This window comes from Rhizobacter sp. P2_D12 (assembly GCF_056404395.1).
In genome coordinates this window covers 1-22,646 of record NZ_JBFUEB010000001.1, presented here as the reverse complement: position 1 = coordinate 22,646, position 22,646 = coordinate 1, and the positions used below count along the sequence as shown (strand labels likewise).

Genomic DNA, 22,646 nt, shown 5'->3' with positions numbered 1-22,646 from the left:
CGAATCCAGGAGCGTGAGCGTCCGAGTCGGGTCGGTGTTGCCAATCGGACGCTGCGCCTCGTCGGCAGTCGGCGACCAACTCCGACATTCACCCTTGAAGAGCAGAGACTCCCGCGACCTGTCAGACCAGCCGTGCAGTGTGCGAGGCCTCACAGATCCAAATCATGGTCTGCAAGCTGAAGTTCACCCGTGCCAATGCAGCCTAGGCCCGGCCACCTTCGATCAGCCGCAGCGCCACTTGAACGTTGTTGCGCCCCGCGCCCTTGGCTTGATAGAGCATTACATCGGCCTGCTTTACAAGCGATTCGGCCGTCGTGGCGTCTCCCTGGTAGAACGTCAGGCCGATGCTGGTCGTGACGCTGACCGTTCGTTGATCGAGCACGAACGGCGCACTCATGGCCTGGACGATCTTGGCTGCGACGGTGGATGCGACATCGGCCCTCGGCAGGTTTGCCATGATGACCGTGAACTCGTCCCCTCCCAGCCGGGCGATGGTGTCGCTCGAGCGTAGCGTGTGTTGCAGCCGGCCCGCAAATGCGCGAAGCAGTGCATCCCCGGTGTCGTGTCCGAACTGGTCATTGATCTGCTTGAACTTGTCGATGTCCAGATACATGAGCGCCATCAGCGCCCCCGTCGAACGGCAGCGCTGCATCGTCTCGGCAACGCACAACTCGAACCCGGCGCGATTGATGAGGCCGGTCAGCGAATCCACGCGTGCCAGTTCAATCAATCGACGCTCTTCGAGTTTCTGACGCGTGATGTCGCTGACCACAGCGTGAAAGCCGAGCACCGTCGTGCCGTCGGCCGCGAACTGCGGGATGTATTGGGCCTCGTAGCAGACATAGCTGCCAGCGCTGGCCATTTCGCTCTGGAACGTGACCGATTCGCCGCGCAACGCACGGCGAATGTGCGGCTCGACCGATTCGTAGGCCACATCGCCCAGCAGCTCGCGCACCGTCTGGCCGTAGAGCTGCTCACGCGACTTGCCGAAGCCACGCTCGTACGCCAGGTTGTTGAACCGGTAGCGCTCGGCGGCGTCGATGTACGCAACGCGCATCGGCAGCGAGTCGGCTACCGTTCGCAGGCGCGCTTCACTCTCCTGAAGCGCACGCTGCGCTTCCCGGTAGGACGTGACATCTCCGATGAGTGTGTATAGCCCGGCGACGTCGCCCTTCTCGTTGCGATCCGGAACGACTGTGACCTGCACATGGCGTCGACCGTCGGGACGCAGCATCTCGCGATCGTAGGCGACCCCTTCGCCGGCCAAGGCCGCTCTCAGTCGTGGCTCGATCTCTGGCCAAGCCTGCTCGCCGTAGAACTCCCTCACGTTCGTCCCGACTTGCGGGGCTGCCTCAGCGCCGAACCACTGCTGATACGTCCTGTTGACGAAGCGAAAACTCAGGTCGCGGTCCAGATAGGAAATCAGCACCGGCAGGTTGTCGGTCACCATGCGCAGGCGATGCTCGCTGTCGCGGATCGCTTGCTCCGCCGCCTTGGCGGATGAGATGTCGCGCATGAGGCCGGACAGGTACTCGATCCTTCCGTCCTTGTCGCGGTGGGCAATGACGATGTGGCTGACGGGGAATTCGCGCCGCTCGGCGTCCCAGACCATGGATTCGCCAACCCAGACGTCCGCGATCACCAGAGCCGGCCAGACCTCCGTCATGAATCTGTCGAGCGTTTGAGGCGGGTTGAGGTCCGCCAGTGTCAAGTGATCGATGGGTGCATCTCGATCCAACCCGGTACGACTGCGAGCAGCCGGATTCAAGTACGTGACCCGGCCCGTTGTGTCGAGTTGCACCACGTAGTCCGTGGTCGCGTCGAAGATCGCGGTCAGCGCACGAAGTGCGCGCTCGGCCAGCATGCGCTCGGTGATGTCCTGAATCGCGCCGACCAGGCGCACCGGCTTCCCGTTCTCTGTCTCGGCCTGGCCTTGGGCACGAACCCAGATCTGGCGGCCTTTGGCTGTGACCATGGCCACCTCCAGATCCCAGGACTCACCGCGCTCGATCCCTTTCTGGACGGCCGCTTCGATGACCGAGCGTGCCTCCGGTGTGTAGAACGCGAGGGCGGTCTCCTTGCTCGGCACGTAGTCCGGCCCAACCTCGTGGATGCGTCGGGTCTCTTCGGTCCAGGTGTGTGTTCCAGTCCGCAGGTCGATCTGCCAGCCACCGACGCCGGCAACATGGCCCATGCGCGCGAGCAGCGCCTGGCTGGTATGCAATGCCATCTCCGTCTGCTTGCGCTCGGTCACGTCACGTCCGACGGAATGAAGCATCGGCGCCCCGGAGTGATTGCGCTGCAGGCTGTTGGTCCAAGCCACCCAGCGCTGGGCGCAGTTGGTGGCCGTCATCCGGTGTTCGCCATTCGCGGTCTGGCCTGTCGACACGACGTCTGCCACGGCCTGGAGAACCATCGACCGATCCGCCGGCTCGACGTAGTCGAACAAATTCTTGCCCACCATCTCGACGGGCGTGAGCCCGAAGTGCCGCGCGTAGGCTGGGTTGACGTAGGTCAATTCGCCGTCGGGCTTGGCGAGCGACACGAACTCGGTTTGGTCCTCGAGAATGCGTTTGACTCGCTGCTCGCTGGCGACCAGTTGCTTGAGCGCCGGCCGCACCTGGCTGTGCTGGGCATAGATCGCGAGCGCGACAACGCCAATGATCGCCAAGGCCAACAGTTTCAGCCGTGCCTTCAGCGGCGCATAGAGCGTGTCGACATCGGTCCGCACTGCGAGACCGAGCCCGAAGTCCTTGAGCGGCGTGAAGGCCGAGAGAACGTTGCTGCCGCGCCGGTCCTTGAGAAACTGCACGCCGTGTTCTCCGAGCAGGGCTCTCGCCACGGGAAGGCCAGGAAGTCCGGACGCGTCGAACATCGGCAGCTTGAACCCGTCGGGCCTGAACCGATTCGGCGCGCAGACCAGCGTGTCGTTGTCGCGACCACAGATCGCCACGTCGGACGTGTCGCTTGAGGCCCGGATGTCGGCCAGCAGGCGATCGAAAAGAGGCATGCGCTGCTCGGTGCGCACCCGTCCCACCGCGCGCCCGTCGATGACAACCTCCGATTCGGTGAGGAGCATGTAGCCATCCTTCCAGGCAAGGAAGGTCGGTTGCCCCGTATTTGCCAGACGCTGAATGACCTGCATCTTCGCGGACGTCATGGCTCCTGCCAGCGCGACGCGCGAACCGTTCGCGGCGTAGATCTCAACGCCCGTCAGGTCGGCGCTCAGGAAGCTGTCGGCAACCCTTTGCAGGAACTCCCGGGCTGTCGCATCGTCAGGCACCTTGCTCAACTTGTCCAAGGCCTGGCGTCCGGCCGGTCGCGTTGCGACGGTTCTCGGGAACCACAGGCTTACGTCAATGGTGTGGGCAAGCGATGTCGCGTTTGTCGTGGCGACGAGCAGCATGTCCTTTGAAACCGACTGCTCGAACGTGTCGCGCATGACCGCAAACCCGGCCACGCCGCCCGCGATCGTGGCCAGCGCGATGATCGCGAGCGAGCGGCGCTTGATGCGTCGCTCGCTTTTCTCCAGAGCCCCGGCATCGAATTTCTGCGATGCCTCATGGAGCATCCACAAGCCCGCGCCGATGATCGAGAGTCCGAATGCCGTCGCTGGCAGCATCCGGTTGAAACTCGCCACCTTGTACAGCGTCTCCAGGCCCACGAAGTAACCCACGAGGCCGCCAAGGCCGATGACTGAAACCGCAAGGACCAGCGCCAGGAAAATGATCTGCCCAGTTGGGGTGGAGCGCCGTTCGTGCAGCCAGAAGGCCACGCCGGCGAGAAAGAACGCCAGGCTCGCGTTCGGGGACATGGGTCCCGTGGGTGCGCGGACGACATCGATCCCGAGTCCAATGCCGGTCGCAATTTCAAACAAGCAGCCCAGGGGTATCGCCATCAGGGCAACAGTGCAGGCCGTCGACAACCCGGAAAGCCAGATGTTTGGCGTGACGCGCCCGGCGTTGACGCGCGCGGCGTTGAAAAGGCAGATGCCTGCCGCGAGGAAGAGCAACGGGTTGATGATCCCCATGTGCTCCGAACCGGGGATCAGGCGCGCGATTGCATTTACCTCAAACAGCCAGCGCAACGCGACGGCGAGGCCCAATAGGCCCACCAGCACACCCGCCACTTGTGGCGTAGAGAACCGTGACTGTTGCACGAGGTCGCCTCCGGAGCCACTGTCTTGTTGGGAACTCAATCCGCGATGTCGAGAGTATCGGCTGCATGCAGGCAGGGAAGCGCATGAAATGCGCACTGCGAGCAGGCCAATTCGACCAACGGGCCTCGCACGCGGTAGCGGTGGCTGCGCTCAGGAAGCACCGGCAGATGACCCTGAAGAGCCTGGAGCCCTTCGCTCCACGGGCGACTTGCACGATGTACGCCGACTACTTGCCGAGCCGGCGCAACGCTGCGTGCGTGCGGTGACCGCCTTCCTGCAGGAAGCCGCGCGCGCAAGTGCTGGGGGTTGGCACCGCCTGAGTGGCACCCGCCGGCAAGGCGGCCATGGCGGCCTTTCGCAAGGCCGTGAATCAGTCCGGCTTCAGCTTGTTGCGCCACCGCGGCAGCCGCGCGTCGGAGCCTGCGCGCACGCTTCAGCCCGTCACCGCTCCAAATTGCCGTGTCGAGAGACCTCGGGGAAGAAGGAGTGAAGACTCCGCGCGATTGCCTGAGCGGCGCCAAAGCGGCCGGTGGCTCGTGGTCGGCCGGAGCCCTTCAATGGTGACGCTGGGTCCAGGCGGGGGCTTCCCGCCGGGCTTCGGTCGAGCGATGGCTGGGCATCACTGCGGTGAGCTTGCAAACAAACGCGCCGGCTCTTGCTCCGCGTTGGCGCGCTCGTCGCCCAGGGCCGCACCAACTGCGATGCCAATGCCAGCGCCGACGGCAAGGCCGATGCCAATACTCAAGGGCAGGTGGCCAAGCGCAACTCCAAAATGCCAAACGTTGAAACTGAGCTGCGAACCGATGCTTGCTGGGAGGCGTCAGGTCGACCGTCCGTTTTCTTCAATCCAATGATCAACCCACATAACCTACCCGAATGCTGCCAGTCGCAAGGAGCAGCAACTGGCCGATTGCGGAGATCAGGATGAAGCGAAGAGAAGCCGATGACCTTCTTCGGCTACCTCTGGCCGAGCGACCGCCTCCAGGAACTTCTCAAAACAGGGCACGAGCCACCAACCCGCGTCATGGTCAACGGAGCAGGCTCGCCCGATGCGCTTGCAGGCCGACAGACGAAGGGGCGCCGTCGGCCCGCAGCAGACGATCGCGACGGGCAGTATTCAGGTAGGCTGGCCTCGCTGCGCGCGAGGGCAGTTCCGGCCCTGTCACGCGGTCATGGTGAGAAGGAGTTCGTCGAGTCGCTCAAGCGTCGATGCGAGACCATCCTTCAGTCCCATGTCGATCACCTTCTGGACGTCCTCGGCAGACTTGTACAGGACGATGGTCGTCACGAGCGTGCGAGTCTGGAGGTCGGTGAAACCGACGTCCCAACGTGCGCGCGGCAGGTCGGGATTCACAGCACCGGTCTCGTCACTGAACGCGTCAAGCGCCACGTAGCCGTCAATCGGCTTGATCGTCTGGTAGTCCTGGCGACTCCAGAACGCCTGTCCGTCGGGCATGACCATCGCGTAGTGCCAATACCCACCTTCCTTGAACTCCATGTGCTTGGTCTTGGTGGTCAGTGGCTTGGGGGCGAACCACTGGTCGAGCAGTTCCTGCTTCGTGTAGCAGTCCCACACGAGTTGGCGCTTCGCCGCGAACTCTCGTTTCACGGTGATGCTGTGCTTGGTCTTGTCCACAACGAAATCGAATCGGAGGTCAGGTTTCATGATCATTTCCGCTCAGTTGTTCAAGTAGGTTGTCCAGGTTCTCGAATCTGCTTGCCCAGATCGCGCGCTGCTCGTCAAACCAGCGCTCGGCCGCTGCCAGCTTCCTTCTCTCGAGCACGCAGGTCCGAACTCGACCGCTCTTGCTGGTGCGGATCAGCCCCGTACTCTCGAGCACCCCCACGTGCTTCATGAAGGTGGGCAAACCGATGTCGAATGGCTCCGCCAGGTCGCTGACAGTCGCCGGCCCCGAGCCGAGTCGTTGAAGGACCGCTCGACGCGTGGGGTCGGCCAGCGCGTGAAAGACCGAATCCAGAGCCAAAGAACTGTTTGCCATTTGGCGAAGTATAGATGGCTGTCAACTCTTGAGCAAGGCCGGTTTCGAGTAGGCTAAACACTCTCGGGGGCGCAAGGCCTCTTATGAGCAGCAAGGAGCCCGTATGCACATGCTCCAAGACGAAATCGTCGCCATACCACTCGATCGTCAAAGAGCCTTCGGTGGGGCGCGAACGATGCTTCTCCCCTGCCCAGGCACGGTGGCGTTGCAGCTGCTGAAGGTCCCACGTGGCAAAGTCGTGACCATGGAGATGCTGCGTCGGGAGTTGGCCGGCCTCCATGGCGTAGAGACGGTCTGCCCGTTTCAAACAAAACAGGCTCTGCGAGCGATCGCAGGCAACCCGGAAGGCGTTTCGTTTTGGCGCCTCGTCGCATCACATGGCGAGCTGTTGAAATACCTGCCTGGCGGAATCGAAAGACAGGCCGCGCAACTGAAAGAAGAGCATGTTCCCTTGGAGCCAAGCGGAAGCGGTCAGAGAGTCAAGAACCTCAAAGAATCTCTACACACATTCACATCGAATGAGCAGGTGGCCGCAGAGGGCAGTAGCGGCGGGCGTTGTTGTGACGGCCGGTCGACGGTAGCGACGACGGTACGCCGGGCGAAACTGCACCTCCGGCCGCCTCCCCTCACAGGTAAATCTCAGCCTCGTTGATCATCGAGTCGAGTGGGGGCTGACCGTCGCCAGCCGGCCACGGTCAGTCATTGAGCCCTCGCTGGAGGAGTAGAAGGTCGGGCAAAGTGCGTGGCGCCGATGGTTGGTGCTTTGGCGCGTTCTGCTAGTAGCATGTCGCGTTGCCATCCCTAGACTTCTGTTCATCGTCCGTTCACTACCGCAATGGGCGCCACCACCGAACAGAGGAACCACATGAGCACCATTCTTGTCACCGGCGCATCGTCCGGCATGGGCAAAGAAACCGCGAAGCGCTTGCTGAGCGAAGGGCATACGGTCTACGTTGCCGCACGCCGACTCGAGCAGATGCAAGACCTTCAGACCTTGGGCGCGATCGCGTTGAAGATGGACATCACGCAGGACGATGACATCGTCGCAGCGGTCCAGACCATCACCGCCGGCCACGGCGGCGTGGACGTGCTCATCAACAACGCCGGCTTCGGCATGTATGGCTCGGTCGAAGAGACCAGCATCGCCGACGCGCGCTATCAGTTCGAGGTCAACATCTTCGGCATGGCGCGTCTGACGCAACTGCTGCTGCCGGCGATGCGCAAGAAGGGCGCGGGCAAGATCGTCAACCTGTCGTCGATGGGCGGCAAGATCTACACGCCGCTCGGCGCGTGGTATCACGCGACGAAGCACGCGATCGAGGGCTGGAGCGACTGCCTTCGCATCGAGCTGGCGCCCTTCGGAATCGATGTGGTCATCATCGAACCCGGCATCATTGCGACCGAGTTCGGCAACGTGTTGCTCGACCCCATGTTGAAGCGTTCCGGTCAGGGCCCGTACAAGGCGCTCGCCCAGGGCATGGCGAAGGGAACGCGTGACTCATACGGCAGGCCGGGCTCGGCGTCGTCGCCCACGGTGGTGGCCGACGCCATCGTCAAGGCCATCGCAGCCAGGAGACCCCGGACGCGCTACGCCGTCGGAAAGCTGGCACGTCCGATGATTCTGCTTCGCAAGTTCCTTGGCGATCGGGTCTTCGACAAGGCCATCCTGAGCCAGGTCGCTTGAGTGTCTTCGCCAAGAGGCTGACATGACACAAGCCAAGACGTTCCCGGTGGACGCTGGTTGGCGAACCTTGCTCAGGGATCTCGGCGTGAAGCCGGCCGACGTGATGCGCCGCGCCGGCTTGCCGGAGGATCTGCTGGCGCGGCCGCAGGCCGGGTTGAGCACGGCCGAATACTTCAGCTTCTGGCGCAGCCTCGAGGCCGCGGTGGGCGATCCGCTGTTCCCGCTGCGTCTGGTCGACGCGATCACGCCCGAGGCCTTCTCGCCTCCCATCTTCGCGGCACTGTGCAGTCCCAACCTGCGGCTGGCCACTCAACGCCTGTCCCAGTACAAGAGACTGGTGGCGCCGATGGCGTTGGACTTGACGGTCGACAAGCGTGGGGCCCTCTCACTGAGCCCGCGTTGGCTGGACGCACTGGTCGCGCCGCCACTGTCCGTGGTGGCCAGTGAACTGGCATTCTTCGTGCGTCTGGTGCAACTGGCGACGCGCGAACCCATCCACGCGGTCCAGGTGACCATGCCCACCATCCCGGATCCGTTGCCGGAATACGAACGGTACTTCGGCGCATCGATCCGCAAAGGCAAGGCAGCCAGCATCAGCTTCTCAGCGTCAGACGCCGAACTGCCCTTCCTGACCGCCAACGACGCGATCTGGCAGGTCTTCGAGCCCGACCTCCGCCGCCGCCTGGCGGAACTCGACGAGACCGCGTCCACGAGTGAACGCGTTCGCGCCCTGCTGCTGGAGTCACTGCCCAGCGGACAGGCGTCCATGGACTCCATCGCCGGCCGCATGGCGATGAGCAAGCGAACGCTGCAGCGCCGGCTGGGGGAAGACGGCGTGACGTTTCAGTCGCTGGTAAATCAAACGCGTGAGGCACTGGCTCGCCACTACCTGTCAAGAACCACGCTGTCGAATGGCGAGATCTCGTTCCTGCTGGGATTCGAGGATCCGAACTCGTTCTTCCGGGCATTCCACGACTGGACGGGCTGCACGCCCGATGAGCTGCGACATGGGTCGACGGATTGACGAAAGGCCCGTCTGTGCAACAGCGAAGGTCTGCTCTTGCTCTGAGTGCCAGGAGATGCCAGGGCAGCGGACGGCCGGCGCAATCAACGCAGCGGCGTGCCGCCCAGCTTCCAGTAGTTGATCGTCTTGTTGATCAGGTTGCCGCCGTCCGTCTCCGGCGAAGTCTGCTCCTGCTGTCCTGCGCCGAACAGCAGTGCGACGATATGCGATGCCGCGACATCGTCCGGGTGCGCAAAGAGATAGTCCACCTTGTCGTCCTGGTAGTGGTTGGTGGTGTTGTTCTGCGCCATGTTGCCCAGCGGGATCTGCCACAGCACCATCGGCTTGCCGATGTCTTCGGAGACTCTCTTGTAGAACGCCAAGGTATCGACGGCGTGGTTCTGGACACCCCACCAGTAGCCGCTGTGATTCAACTTGTCGTACCAGCCCGCATCGCGGTCCGACACATCGGCGACCAGGAAGTCGGCGTTCTTCGCACCGAGATCCACGTAGAACTGCCCGCACCCCTGCGGATTGGTGCTCCAGTCCCAACAGGACACATGCATTCCCACTGTCGTGTTGGGCGCATATTTGTGCGCCATCGAGATCATGCAGCGCGCGAGGCCGGCGGCGCTGTTTTCCTGCGCGGCGCAATCGGTCGGATTGGCAGCGGAAACCTGCGCGGCGACCTGGTGCGGATTGCCAAGTGATTTCACATAGCCCCAGAAGTCGGGTTCCATGTCCACCATGGCGCGCGAGTTGCCGATCTTCTGAAGGAAGAATCGATAGTCGTCCATATAGCGCGTGAGCAAGTCAAGCCGGTTGATGGCCACCACCTCGCCCGGACCGTCACCTTGGCCGGCCGCATCGCCCAGGTCCCGCAGCGAGTACCAGGTCCAGAAGAAGATCTGCTCGCGCGGAGCGTTCTGCCAGGTCGCCTGCGTCACCTGCTTGTTCCACCACGTCACGTAGGTCCCGGGCGCCGTGGTGTTGCCCGCCCAGCAACCCCACCACCCACCGCCGCAGGCGTCGGTGCAAAGCGGAGCCGAGTAGCAGGCCTGCGAAGACGCCGGTTGGCTGTGGACATAGGCGTAGCGCACGTCGAACGGCGCGGCGGCCGCTGTCGAATCAGCCATCTGACCACCGATCCGCAGCTTGCTGCTCCCCATGAAGGTGACCTGTGCCGGTGCTGGTGCCGGTGCAGGTGCCGCCGGGCTGGGCGCCGGCGCGCCAACCGGCGCTGCGGCGGTGCCCGAGTCATGGTCCCCGCCACAAGCGGCCAGAATCAGCGAGCACAGCAGGGTGCTCGCCGCGATGGCGCGGGATGGGAGTTGTCGTTGCATGCTCATGGTGAAAATCCTCTCGCGTCAAGGCCGGCTGGGTTACACGTCGGGATGTGCGGCGGTCTTGAATCCCGGTGCGATTCTGTGGGGCACCTGAGCGGGAAGAATGATGGATCGTTGACCACCCGACGGCATCGCACGCGGCGTTGGCGCCACGAGACGCAGTGCAACAGGATGCAAACGGCGCTGGATCGAACGACGTCGGGTCGGGCCTTGCGACCGCCGCGAATTGCACCAAAGTGACGAATGCCGCGCCGGCGTCGATGGCGTCATTCGCGCTGCGGCGAGCGATCCGATTCCGCAGCGATGCGCAGGCGCACGATCGTGCCCGCGCCTGGCGCGCTCTCGACCACCAGGCTGCCACCCAGCCGCCGCGCGCGCTCGCCCATCGACAGCAGGCCGAACCCGTCGTGCTCATGCGCCGTGGCGAAGCCGATGCCGTCGTCCACGATCGCCAGCGTCCAGCCGCCGGCCTCCTGCACCAGGCGCAGCGCAGCTTGGGTCGCCTGGGCATGCCGGCCCACGTTGGTCAGTGACTCCTGGACGATGCGGAACACCAGGATCATGGTGTCGGGCGGCAGGTTGTGCGCGGCCGGATCGAGGTCCAGCCGGCACGGCACGCCGGTGTCGCGGCTGAACTCGGCGGCCTGCCATTCGATCGCGGCGACCAGGCCGTCATCGAGCGCCGGCGGCCGCAGCCGAGGCACCATCTCGCGCAAGCTTGCCAGCAGGCGGTCCACGCGTTCGAGCAGCATGCCGTACGGCCCGGCGCTGACTGGTGGTTCATCGCCTTCGCGCACGCGCAGCACCGAGACTTCCATGCGCAGTGAGGTGATCTGCCGGCCCATCTCGCGCAACTCACGCGACATGCGCAGCCGTTCCCTTTCAAACTCCTGCATGTTGTGCTCGCCAAGCCTGCGCAGCGTACGCACCTCGGCCTCGAGCTCGGCGGTGTGCTCCCTGACCTTGTCGTCGAACGGGCCACCAGCCCTCTCGCCCTGCATGGTGGTGGGCAAGGGGACCGGAACCTGACGTTGGAACATCTGCGAGACCTTTCAAGCGAACACCTTGGCGGGCGCTCAGGCGAACATCGGGTGCCGGTCGAACCTTCCCGTCCGGGGGGCGTTCGGCGGCCCGACTTTAAAAGCAAAGGCGCTCGAAATCATGATGGCTTGGTGACGAGGCACGGTGCCGCAATGTGGCGGCTCCCGGTGCGACGGGGATCACGCGCGCGCGACGGGTAGACTTTCGATTGATCGGCCGCCACCTTTCCTCCGAATCGCATGACCCACCTCGCGTATCACTTCGGCCGCTGCGAGTTGCGCATCGCCACGCGCGAACTGCTTGTCGACGGACAGGTGCAAGCGGTCGAGCCGCTCGCCTTCGACCTGCTCGCCTACTTGCTGCGCCATCGCGACCGCGATGTGTCGAAGGATGAACTGCTCGACGAGGTGTGGCTCGGACGCATCGTCTCGGTCGGCGCCGTCGCACGTGCGGCGATGACCGTGCGCAAGGCCATCGCGTGCACCCCGGCCGCCCCGCTGATCCGCACGGCGCATCGGATCGGCTACCGGTTCGTCGGCGAGGTCCATGAGACCGCCTTGCCCGTGCCCGATCCTGTCCCTGCAGCCCGCCCTGTGAGCGTGGCGCTGCTGCCGTTCGAGAACCTGACGGGCGACTTGTCGCTCGACTGGACCACGATCGGCCTGATGGCCCTGGTCGGCAATGCGTTGGCCATCGATCCGCGCCTCGCCCCTCTCACGGTGCACGAGGTGTCGAGCGCCATGCAGGGGCTCGGTCCCGGTGCCGGCGTCGAGGCGCGCGTCGAAGCCCTGTTGCAACGAACCGGCGCGCAGCAGGTCGTGCACACCCGCATCTCGCGCGAAGACCAGGGCTACCGGCTGGACTACCGGCTGCTGGGAGCGCCCGGCGAGGCCATCGGCACGGTCTACGCGGGCGACCTGGTTCGCCTCGGCCGGGCGCTGGCCCGGCACCTGCTCGGCGAGCTGTTGCCTGGAACGCCCGACGGAACCGACGTCTTCACGCTGCATGACCCCTGGGCGATGCAGCTGCTGGCCCGCGCGATGCAGGCGTGCGCCGAAGGGTCGTGGACACGCGCGCAGCGCATGCTGCGCGTCGTGCTCGACATCGAGCCGGACTACGACGCGGCGCGGCGCGAACTGTCGCGCGTCGAGGCGGCAGCGGCCGCAGACGCCGCGGCTTGACGCGCGCCCGGTCTGCGCGTCAGCGCATCCGCACGCCACCCTTGGCGTAGTAGGCCTGTGCCTTCTGCAGCATGTAGCCGTAGTCGGTTTCCGTGCTGGTCTGCTGCCAATGCCCGGCGCCGAACTGCAGCGCCACCACGTGCACCTTGGCAAGGTCTTCGATGCGGTCGAACATGTAGCGCACCTTGTTGTCCTGCCAGTGGTTCATCGTGTTGGGTTGCCACTCGTTGCCCAGCGGAATCTGCCAGATCACCATCGGCTTGCCCACGCCCTCGGTCAGCGTCTTGATGAGGTTCAGGTACTGGGCGAACGCCTGGTCATCCCACCAGTAGTGAGCCCCATTGGCGTAGCGCTTGGCCCACTCGGCATCCCGGTCGGCCGCGTCCGAGACGATGAAGTCGCCCTTGCCCGCGCCGAGCTCGCGGTAGTACCCGGCACACGCCTTCGGCCCCTGGGTCGCGGTGTCCGCCGCGCCCCAATCCCAGCAGGACGCATGCACGCCCACCGTGGAACCGGGCGCATACGTGCGGGCCATGTTGATCATGCAGCTCGCGAGGCCTGCCGCGCTGTTCTCTTCGGACGCGCAGTCGGTCGGGTTGGCGGTGCGCACCTGGGCCGGGAGGGCGTGCGGGTTGTTGGCGTTGGGGCCTGAGGTGTCGCGCAGGAAGCCCCAGAAATCGGGCTCCAGGTGGATGATGTTGCGGTTCGTCTTGCCGATCTTGGTGAGGAAGAAGCGGTAGTCGTCCAGGTAGCCTTTCAGCAGCGATGCATTGTTGATCGCGCCCTTGTAGTCCGGGCTGCCATCGCCGCCGCTGTACTTCTTCTTCAAGTCGCCGAACGCAATCCCCAGGTCCTGCCCCGAGTACCACGTCCACTGGTGGATCACCGGGTGGCCGGGGTTGAGGTTGTCTGCATTCTTGTTGTTCCAGGTGATGGTGATGCCGGAGGAGTTGTCCCATTGATTCGATCCCCAGCAGCCCCACCAGCCCCCTGCGTCGCAGCCCGCCGTGCACTTGTCGTAGCACTGCGCATAGGGTGCGGGGTTGCTGTGAATGTATTGGTAACGCAGGTCCCACGCCACCTTCGCAGCCGTCCCCTTGTCGATGTCGCCGCCGATGAGGATCTTGTCGTGGCCCATGAAGCTGCCCCATGGTCCGGATGCGCCGGTCGCGCTGCTGCCGCACTTGCCGTCCACCGGGTTGAAGAGCCAGCGCTGAAGGCCCGAGCCGTGATCGGATTGCTGCTCCAGCGTCGTGGCCGATGTCGTGTCGCCGACCGTCAGCAGCTTCTTGGAGGAGTTGGAGACGATGGTGTACCCGCCCCCGTCGTTGGCCACCAGCCATTGCTGGTTGGCGTTGCCCGAGTAGGTGTACTGCTTGACCGGGGCGCGCTCGGCCGGGGAGTAGCTCCACAGGTCCAGCGCCTGCCCGCTGTGGACTGCGCGGATCGTCCAGATCCCGCGGGCCATCTCGGTGAAGGTCCACTGCTGGTTGGCCTGCGTGCCGCCGGCCCACTGGATGACGGGTGCCCCGGCCTCTTGCGAGCCGCTCATCACGTCCAGCTGCAGGCCGCTTTCCCGGTTGACGATGTAGTAGCTCTTGCCGCTGGCCGGCGCGTCGGTGCAATGGGCCGCATGGGCGGCCCACGTGGCCAACAGGCCGGCAGCGAACATGGCGATTCGCACCGCAGAGGCCGCCCTCCTCGACATGCTCGTGAACGAACTTCCTTGATTCATGATCTCCACATCTCCAGGGTGATTGGATGGGTTGCAGGGTGACTGTCGGCGCCCCGCCGCTACGGCGTGACGGCCTGGTGTTGCGCGAGCTGTCGCTCCAGCTGGACCGCGCCAAGCGCGCCGGTGCTCCTCGTGCCGTCCTGGAAGACGAGCGTGGGCGTGGCCCGGATCGCGTGCTGGCTGCGCAGCGCGAGGTTGCGGTCCAGTGCGCTCGCGTCGCAAGCGGGCTGTCCGCCCGGCAGCGTGCCTTCGCGCATCCAGCTGCGCCAGGCCACGTCCCTGTCCTTGGCGCACCAGATGGCCTTGGCCTTGTCGAGCGAGCCCGGCCCGAGGATGGGGACCAGGAAGGTGTAGACGGTGAGATCGTCCCTGTCCCGGAGCACGGCTTCCAGCTGCTTGCAGTAAGGGCAGTCCGGATCGGCGAACACCGCCAGCTTGCGCGTGCCCGGGCCGCGCGTGGAGGCGATGGCGTCCTGCAGCGGCAGCTTGGAGAAGTCGAGCACGGAGAACTTGGCGATGCGGGCTTCCGTCAGGTTCGCCTGGCTGCGGGTGTCCAGCATCTCGCCGCGGATCACGTGGTCGCCTCGCCGATCGGTATAGAACACCGAGGTCCCGGACCGCACCTCGTAGAGTCCCTCGATCGGTGTGGTCGTCACCTCGTCCACCACGACGGATTGCGGCAATCGCGATGCCAGCGCCTTGCGGATCTGGGCTTCCTGCCCCATGGCGCCGTGCATCGGCGCGCCCAGGCCGATGGCGACGAACCCGAGCAGCAGCCACTGCCTCCTGTCACCGAGATCGCATCGCACCCTCATCCGGAGCCCTTTCGTTCCTCTCGGGCCACGATGACCCGAGGAACGCGAGGCTAGGTGGGGCGACACCTGCAGTCATGATGGCTCACTGACCGAGATGAAACCGCTGGTGTACGAGCCGGCGCGATTCGCTGCGAATCAGCACGAACGGCTGGGCAGGAACGGCGCACGCGGCAGCGGCCGGATCCCGTCATGCGATTGCTGCACGTAGGCGGCACCGAGGCTGCCGAACCAGTCATTCCAACTCGGCTCCTTGCGGACGGCGAGGTACTGCCGGTGCAAGGCGAGGGCGCCCTGCACGTCGCCTGCCGCATGCGTGGCGCGCGCGTGGGCCGCGATGACGACGGGCAGCGTCGCGACCGGTGGCTCGACCTGCGCGAGCAGGCGCGCGGCTTCGGCATGCCGGCCGGCCTCCGCATGCAGCCAGGCGGCGTCGACGCAGGCCCATGCGTGCCACATCGGCGCCGGGCCCTGCGCCAGCGCCTCGCCGAGCAGGGCCAGCGCGGCTGCCGGCTCGCCGCGCCGGTGGGCGAGTGCCGCCCGCATCAGCAGCAAGTGAACGGGGAAGTCGTGGCTGGGCCTCAAGGATGGGTCCGCGTGGTCGATGACGGCCTGTGCTTCGTCCGGCCTCCCACTGAACATCAATGCCTCGGCGTGCCAGGGCAGGATGTAGGCGCGAACGTAGGCCGTCCCCGCTGTTTCGAGTGCGTGGCCGAGGAAGCGGGCGGCTTGCAACCAGTCTCCGCGGCTGGAATGGCACAAGCCGCGCGCGAGCGACACGATCGCTTCATAGGCGGGCGGACCTGCCAGCACATCGAGCTCGGCCAATGCGCGCGCTGCGGCCGCCGGCCAGCCGGCCAATCGACAAGCCAGCGCGGAGCCCTCCACCAGCTGCTCGGCCAGTCCCCTCTCGCCGGCCGACACCGCGGCTGCATAGCCCTCGGCTGCGTACGAGACGGCGTCCGCCAGGCGGCCGGCATCGATGAGGGCCATGCAGGCGCTGTTGCAGGCGGCAGCGAGCGTGAAGGGCAAATCCAGTTGTCGCGCGCCCCGTGCTGCCTCCAAGGCCAGGTCCACGGCTTCCTGCCCGCGCACCAGCCCCGATTCCAGCATCAGCGCCCGCAGCACCCCAGGGCGGTCGCCGGCGTCCCGGAAGAGGCGGCAGCTGCATGCCGCCTGCTCGCGTGCCTCCTCGATCCGGGTCCGGTTGCGCGCCGCATGGGCCAGGAGGTGGTGGACGTCGGCCCAGAAGGCCGTTCCTTCGCGCCCATCGGCCAGTTCGATCACCCGGCCCAGCGCGAGCTCCGACTCTTCCGGTGCGTTGCGCCGAAGACTCCAGAACGCCAGGACATGATGCACGCGCACCATCGTCGCCCGATCGCCCGCCGACTCGGCGGCGCCGAGCAATTCGGCTGCTCGCGCGCGCAGCTCGGCAGACGTATCGCCGACCCCGAACCGCGCCAGCTTTCTCAGCAAGGCGAGGGTGATGGCGGTGTGGCCCGGCTCCAGGTCGTGCGCAAGACGATACAGGTTGATGGCCGCTTCGGTGCGCTCGGCGGCGTCCGCCTGGCGTGCGCGAAAGTACGCTTCCGCGGCCAACGGATCCTGCGGCAGCGCAGCTGCAGCGGCCGTGTAGTCGACGGCGCAATTCAAGACCCGGCCCAGCGCCTTGGCCGTTTCGACGGCCAGGTTCGCGCACTGTGATTCGACGATGGATCCGGTCTCGACCGTGCGGCCCGAAAAGACCCGGAAGTCGACCCGCAAACCGCCCGCGCCTCGCGCCGCGCGCGCGTGGACCACGCGCGCTGCGCCGGTGACCCGCTGCACCCGCGCAACCTGTTCGAGCACGCTGTTCCCACGGGCGCGATCGACGGCGCCGAGGACCGAAGGCATTGCGACGAGGGCGATTCCCGGATCGCGCCCGAGGATCTCGCCCACCAGCGCGGGCAAGCCGAACTCCACCCACGCCAGGGCCGTGTCGGCCGTCCGATTGTCGAAGGGCAGGAATGCCAGCGAGGTGCATGCGCGGGCCTGACCCGGCTCCAGCGCGCCGGCGTCGACCTCGGCAACGAAGCGGTAGCCTACGCGCGGGACGGTGCACACCATGGACGCCGCTTCGTCGCCTCCGAGCGCCTGCCGAATCTTCAGGACCGCGCGGGCCAGTGCGGTGCTGCTGACCTGGGGCCGGCCGAACACGTCCTCGGCCAGTTCCTGCCTGGACACCACGCGGTGCCGGTGGCGGATCAGGTGCAGCAGCAGCCTGCGCGGCAAAGGTTCGATGTCGACCGCGCGTCCGTCGGTCCGCAGTTCTCCAGACTCGAGGTTGGCCTCGAACCGATCGAAGCGGATGCGGTGCTCCTCTTCGCGGTTCTCGTGGCGGGCAGGCGGCAGGTTCATGTCTGGCATTCTGCCGACGACACATGGCAGTCTGCATTCCGGCCATCCGATCCACAATTCCCTCCCGGATGGCGCCGTGCGCCCGCTCAGCCCTTGCGTGTGTCCACCGCGATCCAGTTGACCTCCCACGTCTTGCCGCCGTTTGCCGAGAACGCCTGCTCGAAGCGGCAGCTGTCGGCGCCCGTCGATTCGATGACGAAGCGCACCAGCACGCGCCGGCCGTCGAATTCCTCTTCGCCGTAGAACACGCCGCGCCGGCTGCCCCCGAATCCGCCCGTCATGGGCGCGGCGAGCGTGCCGGATGCCGCGTTGGAGAAGTTGAGCGTCCAGCGCTTGCGCGTCGGCTCGAAGAGCCGCAGCGACAAGCCGACGATGCGTCCCTCGGGGCCGGAGACATCGAGTTCGACGAGGTTGGCACGTCCACCCAGCACCGGGCGCACGACACTCGTGCCGGCGTAGTCGGCCCAGGCCTCGGATCCGCTCAGCGGGTGCAGGCGACGCCGCAATGCCGTGTGCCAGCGGCCGTGTTCGAAGTCGAAGTCCTGCGGCGAGCCGACCGGCGTGGCCGGAAGGGCCGGCGCGGCGTCCGCTGAGGCATCGGCCGCTCCCGCCGTGGGTGGGGCGCCGATGGCGCAGGCCGTGGCCACGGCGAGCGATGCGGCAAGGCCGCGCAGGGACGGCGAACGGATGGGCAGCAGCATGGTGGTGAGTGCGCGAGGCAGCCGAAGGAGTGACGACGTGACTACACTGAACCCCCGGACGCCGCGAGGGCTCGATGCGTCCGGACGATGGAATCGACTCTATCCAGCACCATGGACACTGCCAAGAAGGCACCCGGAGGTAACCGTCCGCGCGCTGCACGGGCCAATGCGATCCCGGGCTGCGCGCTCACGGCCGCGCTCGCCGCCATCGGCGGGCGCTGGAAGCTCTTCGTCGTGTACCGGCTGGCAGACGGACCGCGGCACTTCGCTGCGTTGCGACGCAGCCTGCCGGATGTGTCAGCGAAAGTGCTGGCGCAACAACTGCGCGAGCTCCAGGCCGATGGCGTGGTGAGCCGGGAGCGCAGCGGGCCGGTGCCGGCTTGCGTTCACTACGCGCTCACGCCGCACGGCCGCTCCGTGCTGCCGGTGGCCGAGGAGATCCGCCGCTGGGGCCTGGCCCACCAGGCCGCGCATGCGGACCGTGTCCAGCCGGAAGGCGAGGTCGATGCGCGCGCGGTGTGCGATGCGGCCTTCGGCGCTTGACCCGGGGCCATGCGACGGCGCGAGCTGGTGAGCGAGTCGACCGCTGCGCTGCAACGCGTCGGCCACCGCCTGGGGCGGCTTCCGGATTACTTGCGCGCCAGCGGGGTCTGCAGGTAACGCTGGTTCCACTCGGGCGCCGAAGCGCCGTGCAGGTGGAAGTCGTCGAACACGTCGAGTCGATGGGCCATGGGGGATGGCGGAGGCGAGGTTGGAAAGCCTACTGAAGTCGATCTTGCAGATCAAGGCCTACCGTTCCCGCCGCAGCAGCCCCCACTGCGCCATGTCGTGATGCCGCCCGCCCCAGAACCCCGCCTCGCGCAGCAGGCCTTCGCGCACGAAGCCCAGCCGCTGTGCCAGCGCGGCCGAGCGCGCGTTGTCCGGATGGATGCGTGCCTCCACGCGGTGCAGCACCATCTGCGCGAACCCCCAATCCAGCGCGGCGTGCAATGCCTCGTGCATGTAGCCGGCGCCCCATGCCTCGCGCGCCAGCTCGTAGCTGACCGAACAGCTGCCGCACACCGGCCGCCAGTTCGACAGCGCGCAGGCACCGATCAGCCGGCCGTCCTCGCGCCGCTCCAGCGCCCACTGCGTGGCCGGGAAGCGCATCCGCCGCCATGCCGCATACACCTCGATCAGCTGTTCGGCCTGTGCCAGCTCGACCACGCTGTCGTCGCCGCACCAGCGCATCACCTGCGCATCGCCGCGCAGCGCGAGCAGCGCCGGCGCGTCGGCGCGCACCATCTCGCGCAGCGTCAGCCGCGCCGTCTGCAGCACCGGAAAGGCGTCCATCGCGGCGTCCTCAGCGGTACGACAGCACCAGCCCGTGGATCAGCCGCGTCCAGCCGTCCAGCATCACGAACAGCAGCAGCTTGAACGGCAGCGAGATCGTCGTCGGCGCCACCATCGACATGCCCAGCGCCAGCAGCACCGTCGCGACGATCAGGTCGACCACGACGAACACCAGGTAGATCACGAAGCCGATCTGGAACGCCCGCGTCAGCTCGCTCAGCGTGAAGCTGGGCACGATCACCATGAAATCGTCCGGCTGCAGCTTGTCGGCACGCGCCTGCGGCCAGATGTTGTTGGCCGACTTCAGGAAGAACTGTCGCTCGCGATCCTGCGTGTGCTTCTGCAGGAAGGCGCGCATCGGCGCCTTGGCCGCATCCATCACCGCGACGATGTCCGACAGCCCCTCGCCCTTGGCGCCGAACTGCCGCGTGCGCAGCGCGTCGGCCACGTCCATGCCCACCGGCGCCATGATGTACACCGACAGGATGATGGCCAGCCCGTTCAGCACCATGTTCGGCGGCGTCTGCTGCAGGCCGAGCGCGGTGCGCAGCAGCCCGAACACGATCACGAGCTTGGTGTAGCTGGTCACCATCATCGCGACGAACGGCGCCACGCCGAACGCGACGATCAGCGCGACCAGCGTGACCGGTTCGGGCAGCCCGCCGTTCACAGCTCGGCCGCCGCGAACTCGGCGACGCGCACGCCCAGCCGGTCGCCGACCGCCACCAGGTGCCCCTTGCCCAGCACGTTGCCGTGGGCCAGGATGCGCACCGTGCTGCGGTTCAGCGGCTGCGGCAGCTCGAACACATGGCCCGGCCGCAGCGCCTTCAGCTCGCCGAGCGACACGCTCAGCTCGCCCACCTCGAAGCGCAGCGTCACCTCCAGCGCATCCAGGCGGTCCAGCGTCGGGCTGGCGTTGTCGTCGAAGGCGTCCTCGTCGACGTTGGTGATCGGGTCTCGGTTCATGGCGCTGCCTTTCATGGGCTGCAAGGTGATTCGGTGGCCTTCGGCCAGGGCCAGCAGGCGCCGGCCCCGCGCGCCGCCGACGCGCGCGACCACGCGCAACGCACTGCCGCGCGGGTCCCAAGTCTCCAGGCTGACGATGTCGCCCGGGCGGATGCCGCGCACCTCGCCCAGCTGGATCTGCGTGCGGCCGAGGCAGAAGTTCAAGGCGAAGCGCAGCCGGTCGAGCTGCGGTGCCGGCGGCGCCTTGCCGGCCGGCGCCGACGCCGGCACGTGCGCCTCCAGCACGCCCGGCTGGTCGAACTGGATGTGCCCGCCCGACTCGAGCCCGCTGTCGACGTCGCGCAGCCGGAACCCGGCGCCCTGCGCGCCGGGCACCAGCGCCTGGCGTGCCGCGTCCTCGTCGTCGGGCGCCCATTCGAAGCGCATGCGCGAGCGCCGCTCCAGCAGCTCGACCGCCGGCTGCAGCGCCTCGGCCAGCAGCACGTAGCGCAACTCGCGTGGCAGGCGCTCGGCATGGCGCTCGCCAAGCAGGGCCGACTGGCCCGCCGCGTCCAGCGCCAGCCACCCGGCATGCGCGCCGAGCCGGAAGCGGTAGGCGTCCTGCGCCGCCGCGACCGGCTGCGACTCCCAGCGCAGCTGCATCGCGCCGCGGCCCAGCGTCATCGCCAGCGGCTCGCGCCGCCGGTCCAGCAGGCGGTTCATCGCGTGCACGAACGACGCGTCCAGCCGCGGCAATGCGGGGGCCTGGTCGAGCTCGACGATGTCGCGGCGCTGGGCAGTGGGCATGACGTTTTGGAATGAAGTCGCGTCGCAGCCTAGCCAACAGCGCGCGTCGCCAGCAAGTCCGAGAACTCGTAGTTGCCCGCGACCGCCTCCCAAACCTAGAGTCGCCGCACCCCTCGCCAAGTGCCAACAAGTTCACGACCTACCATGTCCGCCCGACCGCCCCTGCCGCTCGCTTCACGCCTTCCCGCCTCGTCGTGGCGCCGGCTGGCGCAGGTGCGCACCGGGCGCCAGGACGACCTGGTGCTGGCCGCGCTGCTGGTGGCCATCGTCGCGCTGTTCGTGCTGCCGCTGCCGACGCCGCTGCTCGACCTGCTGATCGCCGCCAACCTCGCGATCAGCCTGGTGCTGCTGATCGTCGCGATGTACGTGCCGTCGGCGCTGTCGCTGTCGACCTTCCCGTCGCTGCTGCTGTTCACGACGCTGTTCCGCCTGGCGCTGAACATCGCGTCCACCAAGCTGATCCTGCTGCACGCCAACGCCGGCCACATCATCGACACCTTCGGCCACCTGATCGTCGGCAACAACGTGGTGGTGGGCGGCGTGGTGTTCCTGATCATCGCGATCGTCCAGTTCATCGTGATCGCCAAGGGCTCCGAGCGCGTCGCCGAGGTCGCCGCGCGCTTCGCGCTCGACGCGATGCCAGGCAAGCAGATGAGCATCGATGCCGACGTGCGTGCCGGCGTGCTGTCGCCGGCGCAGGCGCAGCTCAAGCGCGCGCAGCTGGAGCAGGAATGCAGCCTGCACGGTGCGATGGACGGCGCGATGAAGTTCGTCAAGGGCGATGCGATCGCCGGCATCATCATCGCGCTGGTCAACATCCTGGCCGGCATCGCGATCGGCTCGCTGATGCACGACATGAGCGTCGGCGAGGCGCTGCAGCGCTACGCGATCCTGACGGTGGGCGACGGCATGGTGTCGCAGATCCCGTCGCTGCTGGTGTCGATCGCCGCCGGCGTCGTGATCACCCGCGTCGGCAGCGGCCCCGAGTCGCGCGACAAGCAGCTTGCGCGGCAGATCGGCGAGCAGCTGCTCGCCTACCCGCGCGCGCTGATGATCGCCGGCATCGCGATCGCGAGCTTCATGCTGGTGCCGGGCTTCCCGAAATGGGTGTTCGCGCTGCTGTCGGGCACGATCATCGGGCTGGGCCTGTGGTCGCGCTGGGGCCAGTCGCGCCGGCGCACGCCGGCCTGGCTGTCCTACCGCGACGGCGCGGCCGAGGGCGAGCTCGCGCTGCCCGAGGCGATCGCCGCGCCGCTCGCGGTGCGGCTGTCGCCGGCGCTGCGCGGCGTGCTCGACCGCCACCTGCTCGACCGCCGCATGGCGCTGATGAAGGCCACCGTCGAAGGCGAGCTGGGCCCGGTGTTCCCGCGCCTGCAGTTCAGCGCGTCCGCGGCGTTGCCCGACGGGCACTACCAGGTGCTGGTGAAGGACGTGCCGGTCGCGCAGGCCGCGCTGCGCCCGGGCTGGTCGCTGCTGGCGCCGCCGGCGCCGGCCCCGCATGCC

At 66.8% G+C, this 22,646-nt stretch carries 18 protein-coding genes; 6 read left to right on the top strand and 12 right to left on the bottom strand.

From position 1 onward, the window contains the following. Positions 1–202 precede the first annotated feature (202 nt). The 3 genes from AC1DYN_RS00090 to AC1DYN_RS00080 all read right to left on the bottom strand — a co-directional run bounded on the left by AC1DYN_RS00090 (position 203) and on the right by AC1DYN_RS00080 (position 6,159). A complete protein-coding gene (locus AC1DYN_RS00090) occupies positions 203–4,159 on the bottom strand; it encodes a sensor domain-containing protein (RefSeq protein WP_477957045.1) in 3,957 nt (1,318 codons plus the stop codon). A 1,162-nt stretch (positions 4,160–5,321) separates the two neighbouring features. Further along, positions 5,322–5,825 carry an SRPBCC family protein gene (locus AC1DYN_RS00085; protein ID WP_477957044.1) on the bottom strand — a complete coding sequence of 168 codons (504 nt, stop codon included), beginning with the start codon at positions 5,823–5,825 and terminating at the stop codon, positions 5,322–5,324. Then, positions 5,815–6,159 (bottom strand): ArsR/SmtB family transcription factor, encoded by a 345-nt coding sequence (locus tag AC1DYN_RS00080; protein WP_477957043.1) that lies wholly within the window; start codon positions 6,157–6,159, stop codon positions 5,815–5,817. Before AC1DYN_RS00080 ends, AC1DYN_RS00085 begins: the two co-directional genes overlap by 11 nt. 103 nt (positions 6,160–6,262) lie before the next feature. Between AC1DYN_RS00080 and AC1DYN_RS00075 the strand changes: the two genes are divergently transcribed. From AC1DYN_RS00075 to AC1DYN_RS00065, 3 genes are all read left to right on the top strand, one after another. Then, the gene (locus AC1DYN_RS00075; protein ID WP_477957042.1) at positions 6,263–6,811 is read left to right on the top strand and encodes a hypothetical protein; all 549 of its coding nucleotides are present in this window, start codon (positions 6,263–6,265) and stop codon (positions 6,809–6,811) included. Positions 6,812–7,024: 213 nt separating this feature from the next. Further along, positions 7,025–7,843 carry an oxidoreductase gene (locus AC1DYN_RS00070; RefSeq protein ID WP_477957041.1) on the top strand — a complete coding sequence of 273 codons (819 nt, stop codon included), beginning with the start codon at positions 7,025–7,027 and terminating at the stop codon, positions 7,841–7,843. A 22-nt stretch (positions 7,844–7,865) separates the two neighbouring features. Then, complete coding sequence (locus AC1DYN_RS00065; protein ID WP_477957040.1) at positions 7,866–8,867, top strand: AraC family transcriptional regulator; 1,002 nt, start codon at positions 7,866–7,868, stop codon at positions 8,865–8,867. An 83-nt stretch (positions 8,868–8,950) separates the two neighbouring features. Here AC1DYN_RS00065 and AC1DYN_RS00060 read toward each other — a convergent pair whose 3' ends face one another. Continuing rightward, positions 8,951–10,195, bottom strand: coding sequence for a hypothetical protein (locus AC1DYN_RS00060; RefSeq protein ID WP_477957039.1), 1,245 nt, complete (start codon positions 10,193–10,195; stop codon positions 8,951–8,953). Positions 10,196–10,458: 263 nt separating this feature from the next. After that, positions 10,459–11,205, bottom strand: a complete 747-nt coding sequence (locus AC1DYN_RS00055) for a sensor histidine kinase (RefSeq protein ID WP_477957038.1) — start codon at positions 11,203–11,205, stop codon at positions 10,459–10,461. Positions 11,206–11,472: 267 nt separating this feature from the next. Between AC1DYN_RS00055 and AC1DYN_RS00050 the strand changes: the two genes are divergently transcribed. Then, positions 11,473–12,414 (top strand): winged helix-turn-helix domain-containing protein, encoded by a 942-nt coding sequence (locus AC1DYN_RS00050; RefSeq protein WP_477957037.1) that lies wholly within the window; start codon positions 11,473–11,475, stop codon positions 12,412–12,414. Between the two features lie 19 nt (positions 12,415–12,433). Here AC1DYN_RS00050 and AC1DYN_RS00045 read toward each other — a convergent pair whose 3' ends face one another. From AC1DYN_RS00045 to AC1DYN_RS00030, 4 genes are all read right to left on the bottom strand, one after another. Further along, positions 12,434–14,086, bottom strand: a complete 1,653-nt coding sequence (locus AC1DYN_RS00045) for an RICIN domain-containing protein (RefSeq protein WP_477957036.1) — start codon at positions 14,084–14,086, stop codon at positions 12,434–12,436. 122 nt (positions 14,087–14,208) lie between these two features. Beyond that, positions 14,209–14,964 carry a DsbC family protein gene (locus tag AC1DYN_RS00040; protein WP_477957035.1) on the bottom strand — a complete coding sequence of 252 codons (756 nt, stop codon included), beginning with the start codon at positions 14,962–14,964 and terminating at the stop codon, positions 14,209–14,211. A 135-nt stretch (positions 14,965–15,099) separates the two neighbouring features. Next, a complete protein-coding gene (locus AC1DYN_RS00035; protein ID WP_477957034.1) occupies positions 15,100–17,358 on the bottom strand; it encodes a winged helix-turn-helix domain-containing protein in 2,259 nt (752 codons plus the stop codon). A gap of 86 nt (positions 17,359–17,444) precedes the next feature. Continuing rightward, complete coding sequence (locus AC1DYN_RS00030) at positions 17,445–18,059, bottom strand: hypothetical protein (protein ID WP_477957033.1); 615 nt, start codon at positions 18,057–18,059, stop codon at positions 17,445–17,447. Positions 18,060–18,170: 111 nt separating this feature from the next. Here AC1DYN_RS00030 and AC1DYN_RS00025 point away from each other — a divergent pair, with 111 nt between their 5' ends. Beyond that, positions 18,171–18,602 (top strand): winged helix-turn-helix transcriptional regulator, encoded by a 432-nt coding sequence (locus AC1DYN_RS00025; protein ID WP_477957032.1) that lies wholly within the window; start codon positions 18,171–18,173, stop codon positions 18,600–18,602. A gap of 246 nt (positions 18,603–18,848) precedes the next feature. Here AC1DYN_RS00025 and AC1DYN_RS00020 read toward each other — a convergent pair whose 3' ends face one another. The 3 genes from AC1DYN_RS00020 to sctQ are packed head-to-tail and all read right to left on the bottom strand — an operon-like array spanning position 18,849 to position 21,143. After that, a complete protein-coding gene (locus AC1DYN_RS00020; protein WP_477957031.1) occupies positions 18,849–19,391 on the bottom strand; it encodes a GNAT family N-acetyltransferase in 543 nt (180 codons plus the stop codon). A 10-nt stretch (positions 19,392–19,401) separates the two neighbouring features. After that, positions 19,402–20,061, bottom strand: coding sequence for a type III secretion system export apparatus subunit SctR (sctR, locus tag AC1DYN_RS00015; RefSeq protein WP_477957030.1), 660 nt, complete (start codon positions 20,059–20,061; stop codon positions 19,402–19,404). Next, a complete protein-coding gene (sctQ, locus tag AC1DYN_RS00010; RefSeq protein ID WP_477957029.1) occupies positions 20,058–21,143 on the bottom strand; it encodes a type III secretion system cytoplasmic ring protein SctQ in 1,086 nt (361 codons plus the stop codon). The genes sctR and sctQ overlap by 4 nt, the downstream gene beginning before the upstream one ends. 144 nt (positions 21,144–21,287) lie before the next feature. On the opposite strand from sctQ, the gene AC1DYN_RS00005 reads away from it, so the two are divergent. Beyond that, positions 21,288–22,646 (top strand): FHIPEP family type III secretion protein (locus tag AC1DYN_RS00005; protein ID WP_477957028.1); only part of this gene is annotated, 1,359 nt, incomplete at its 3' end.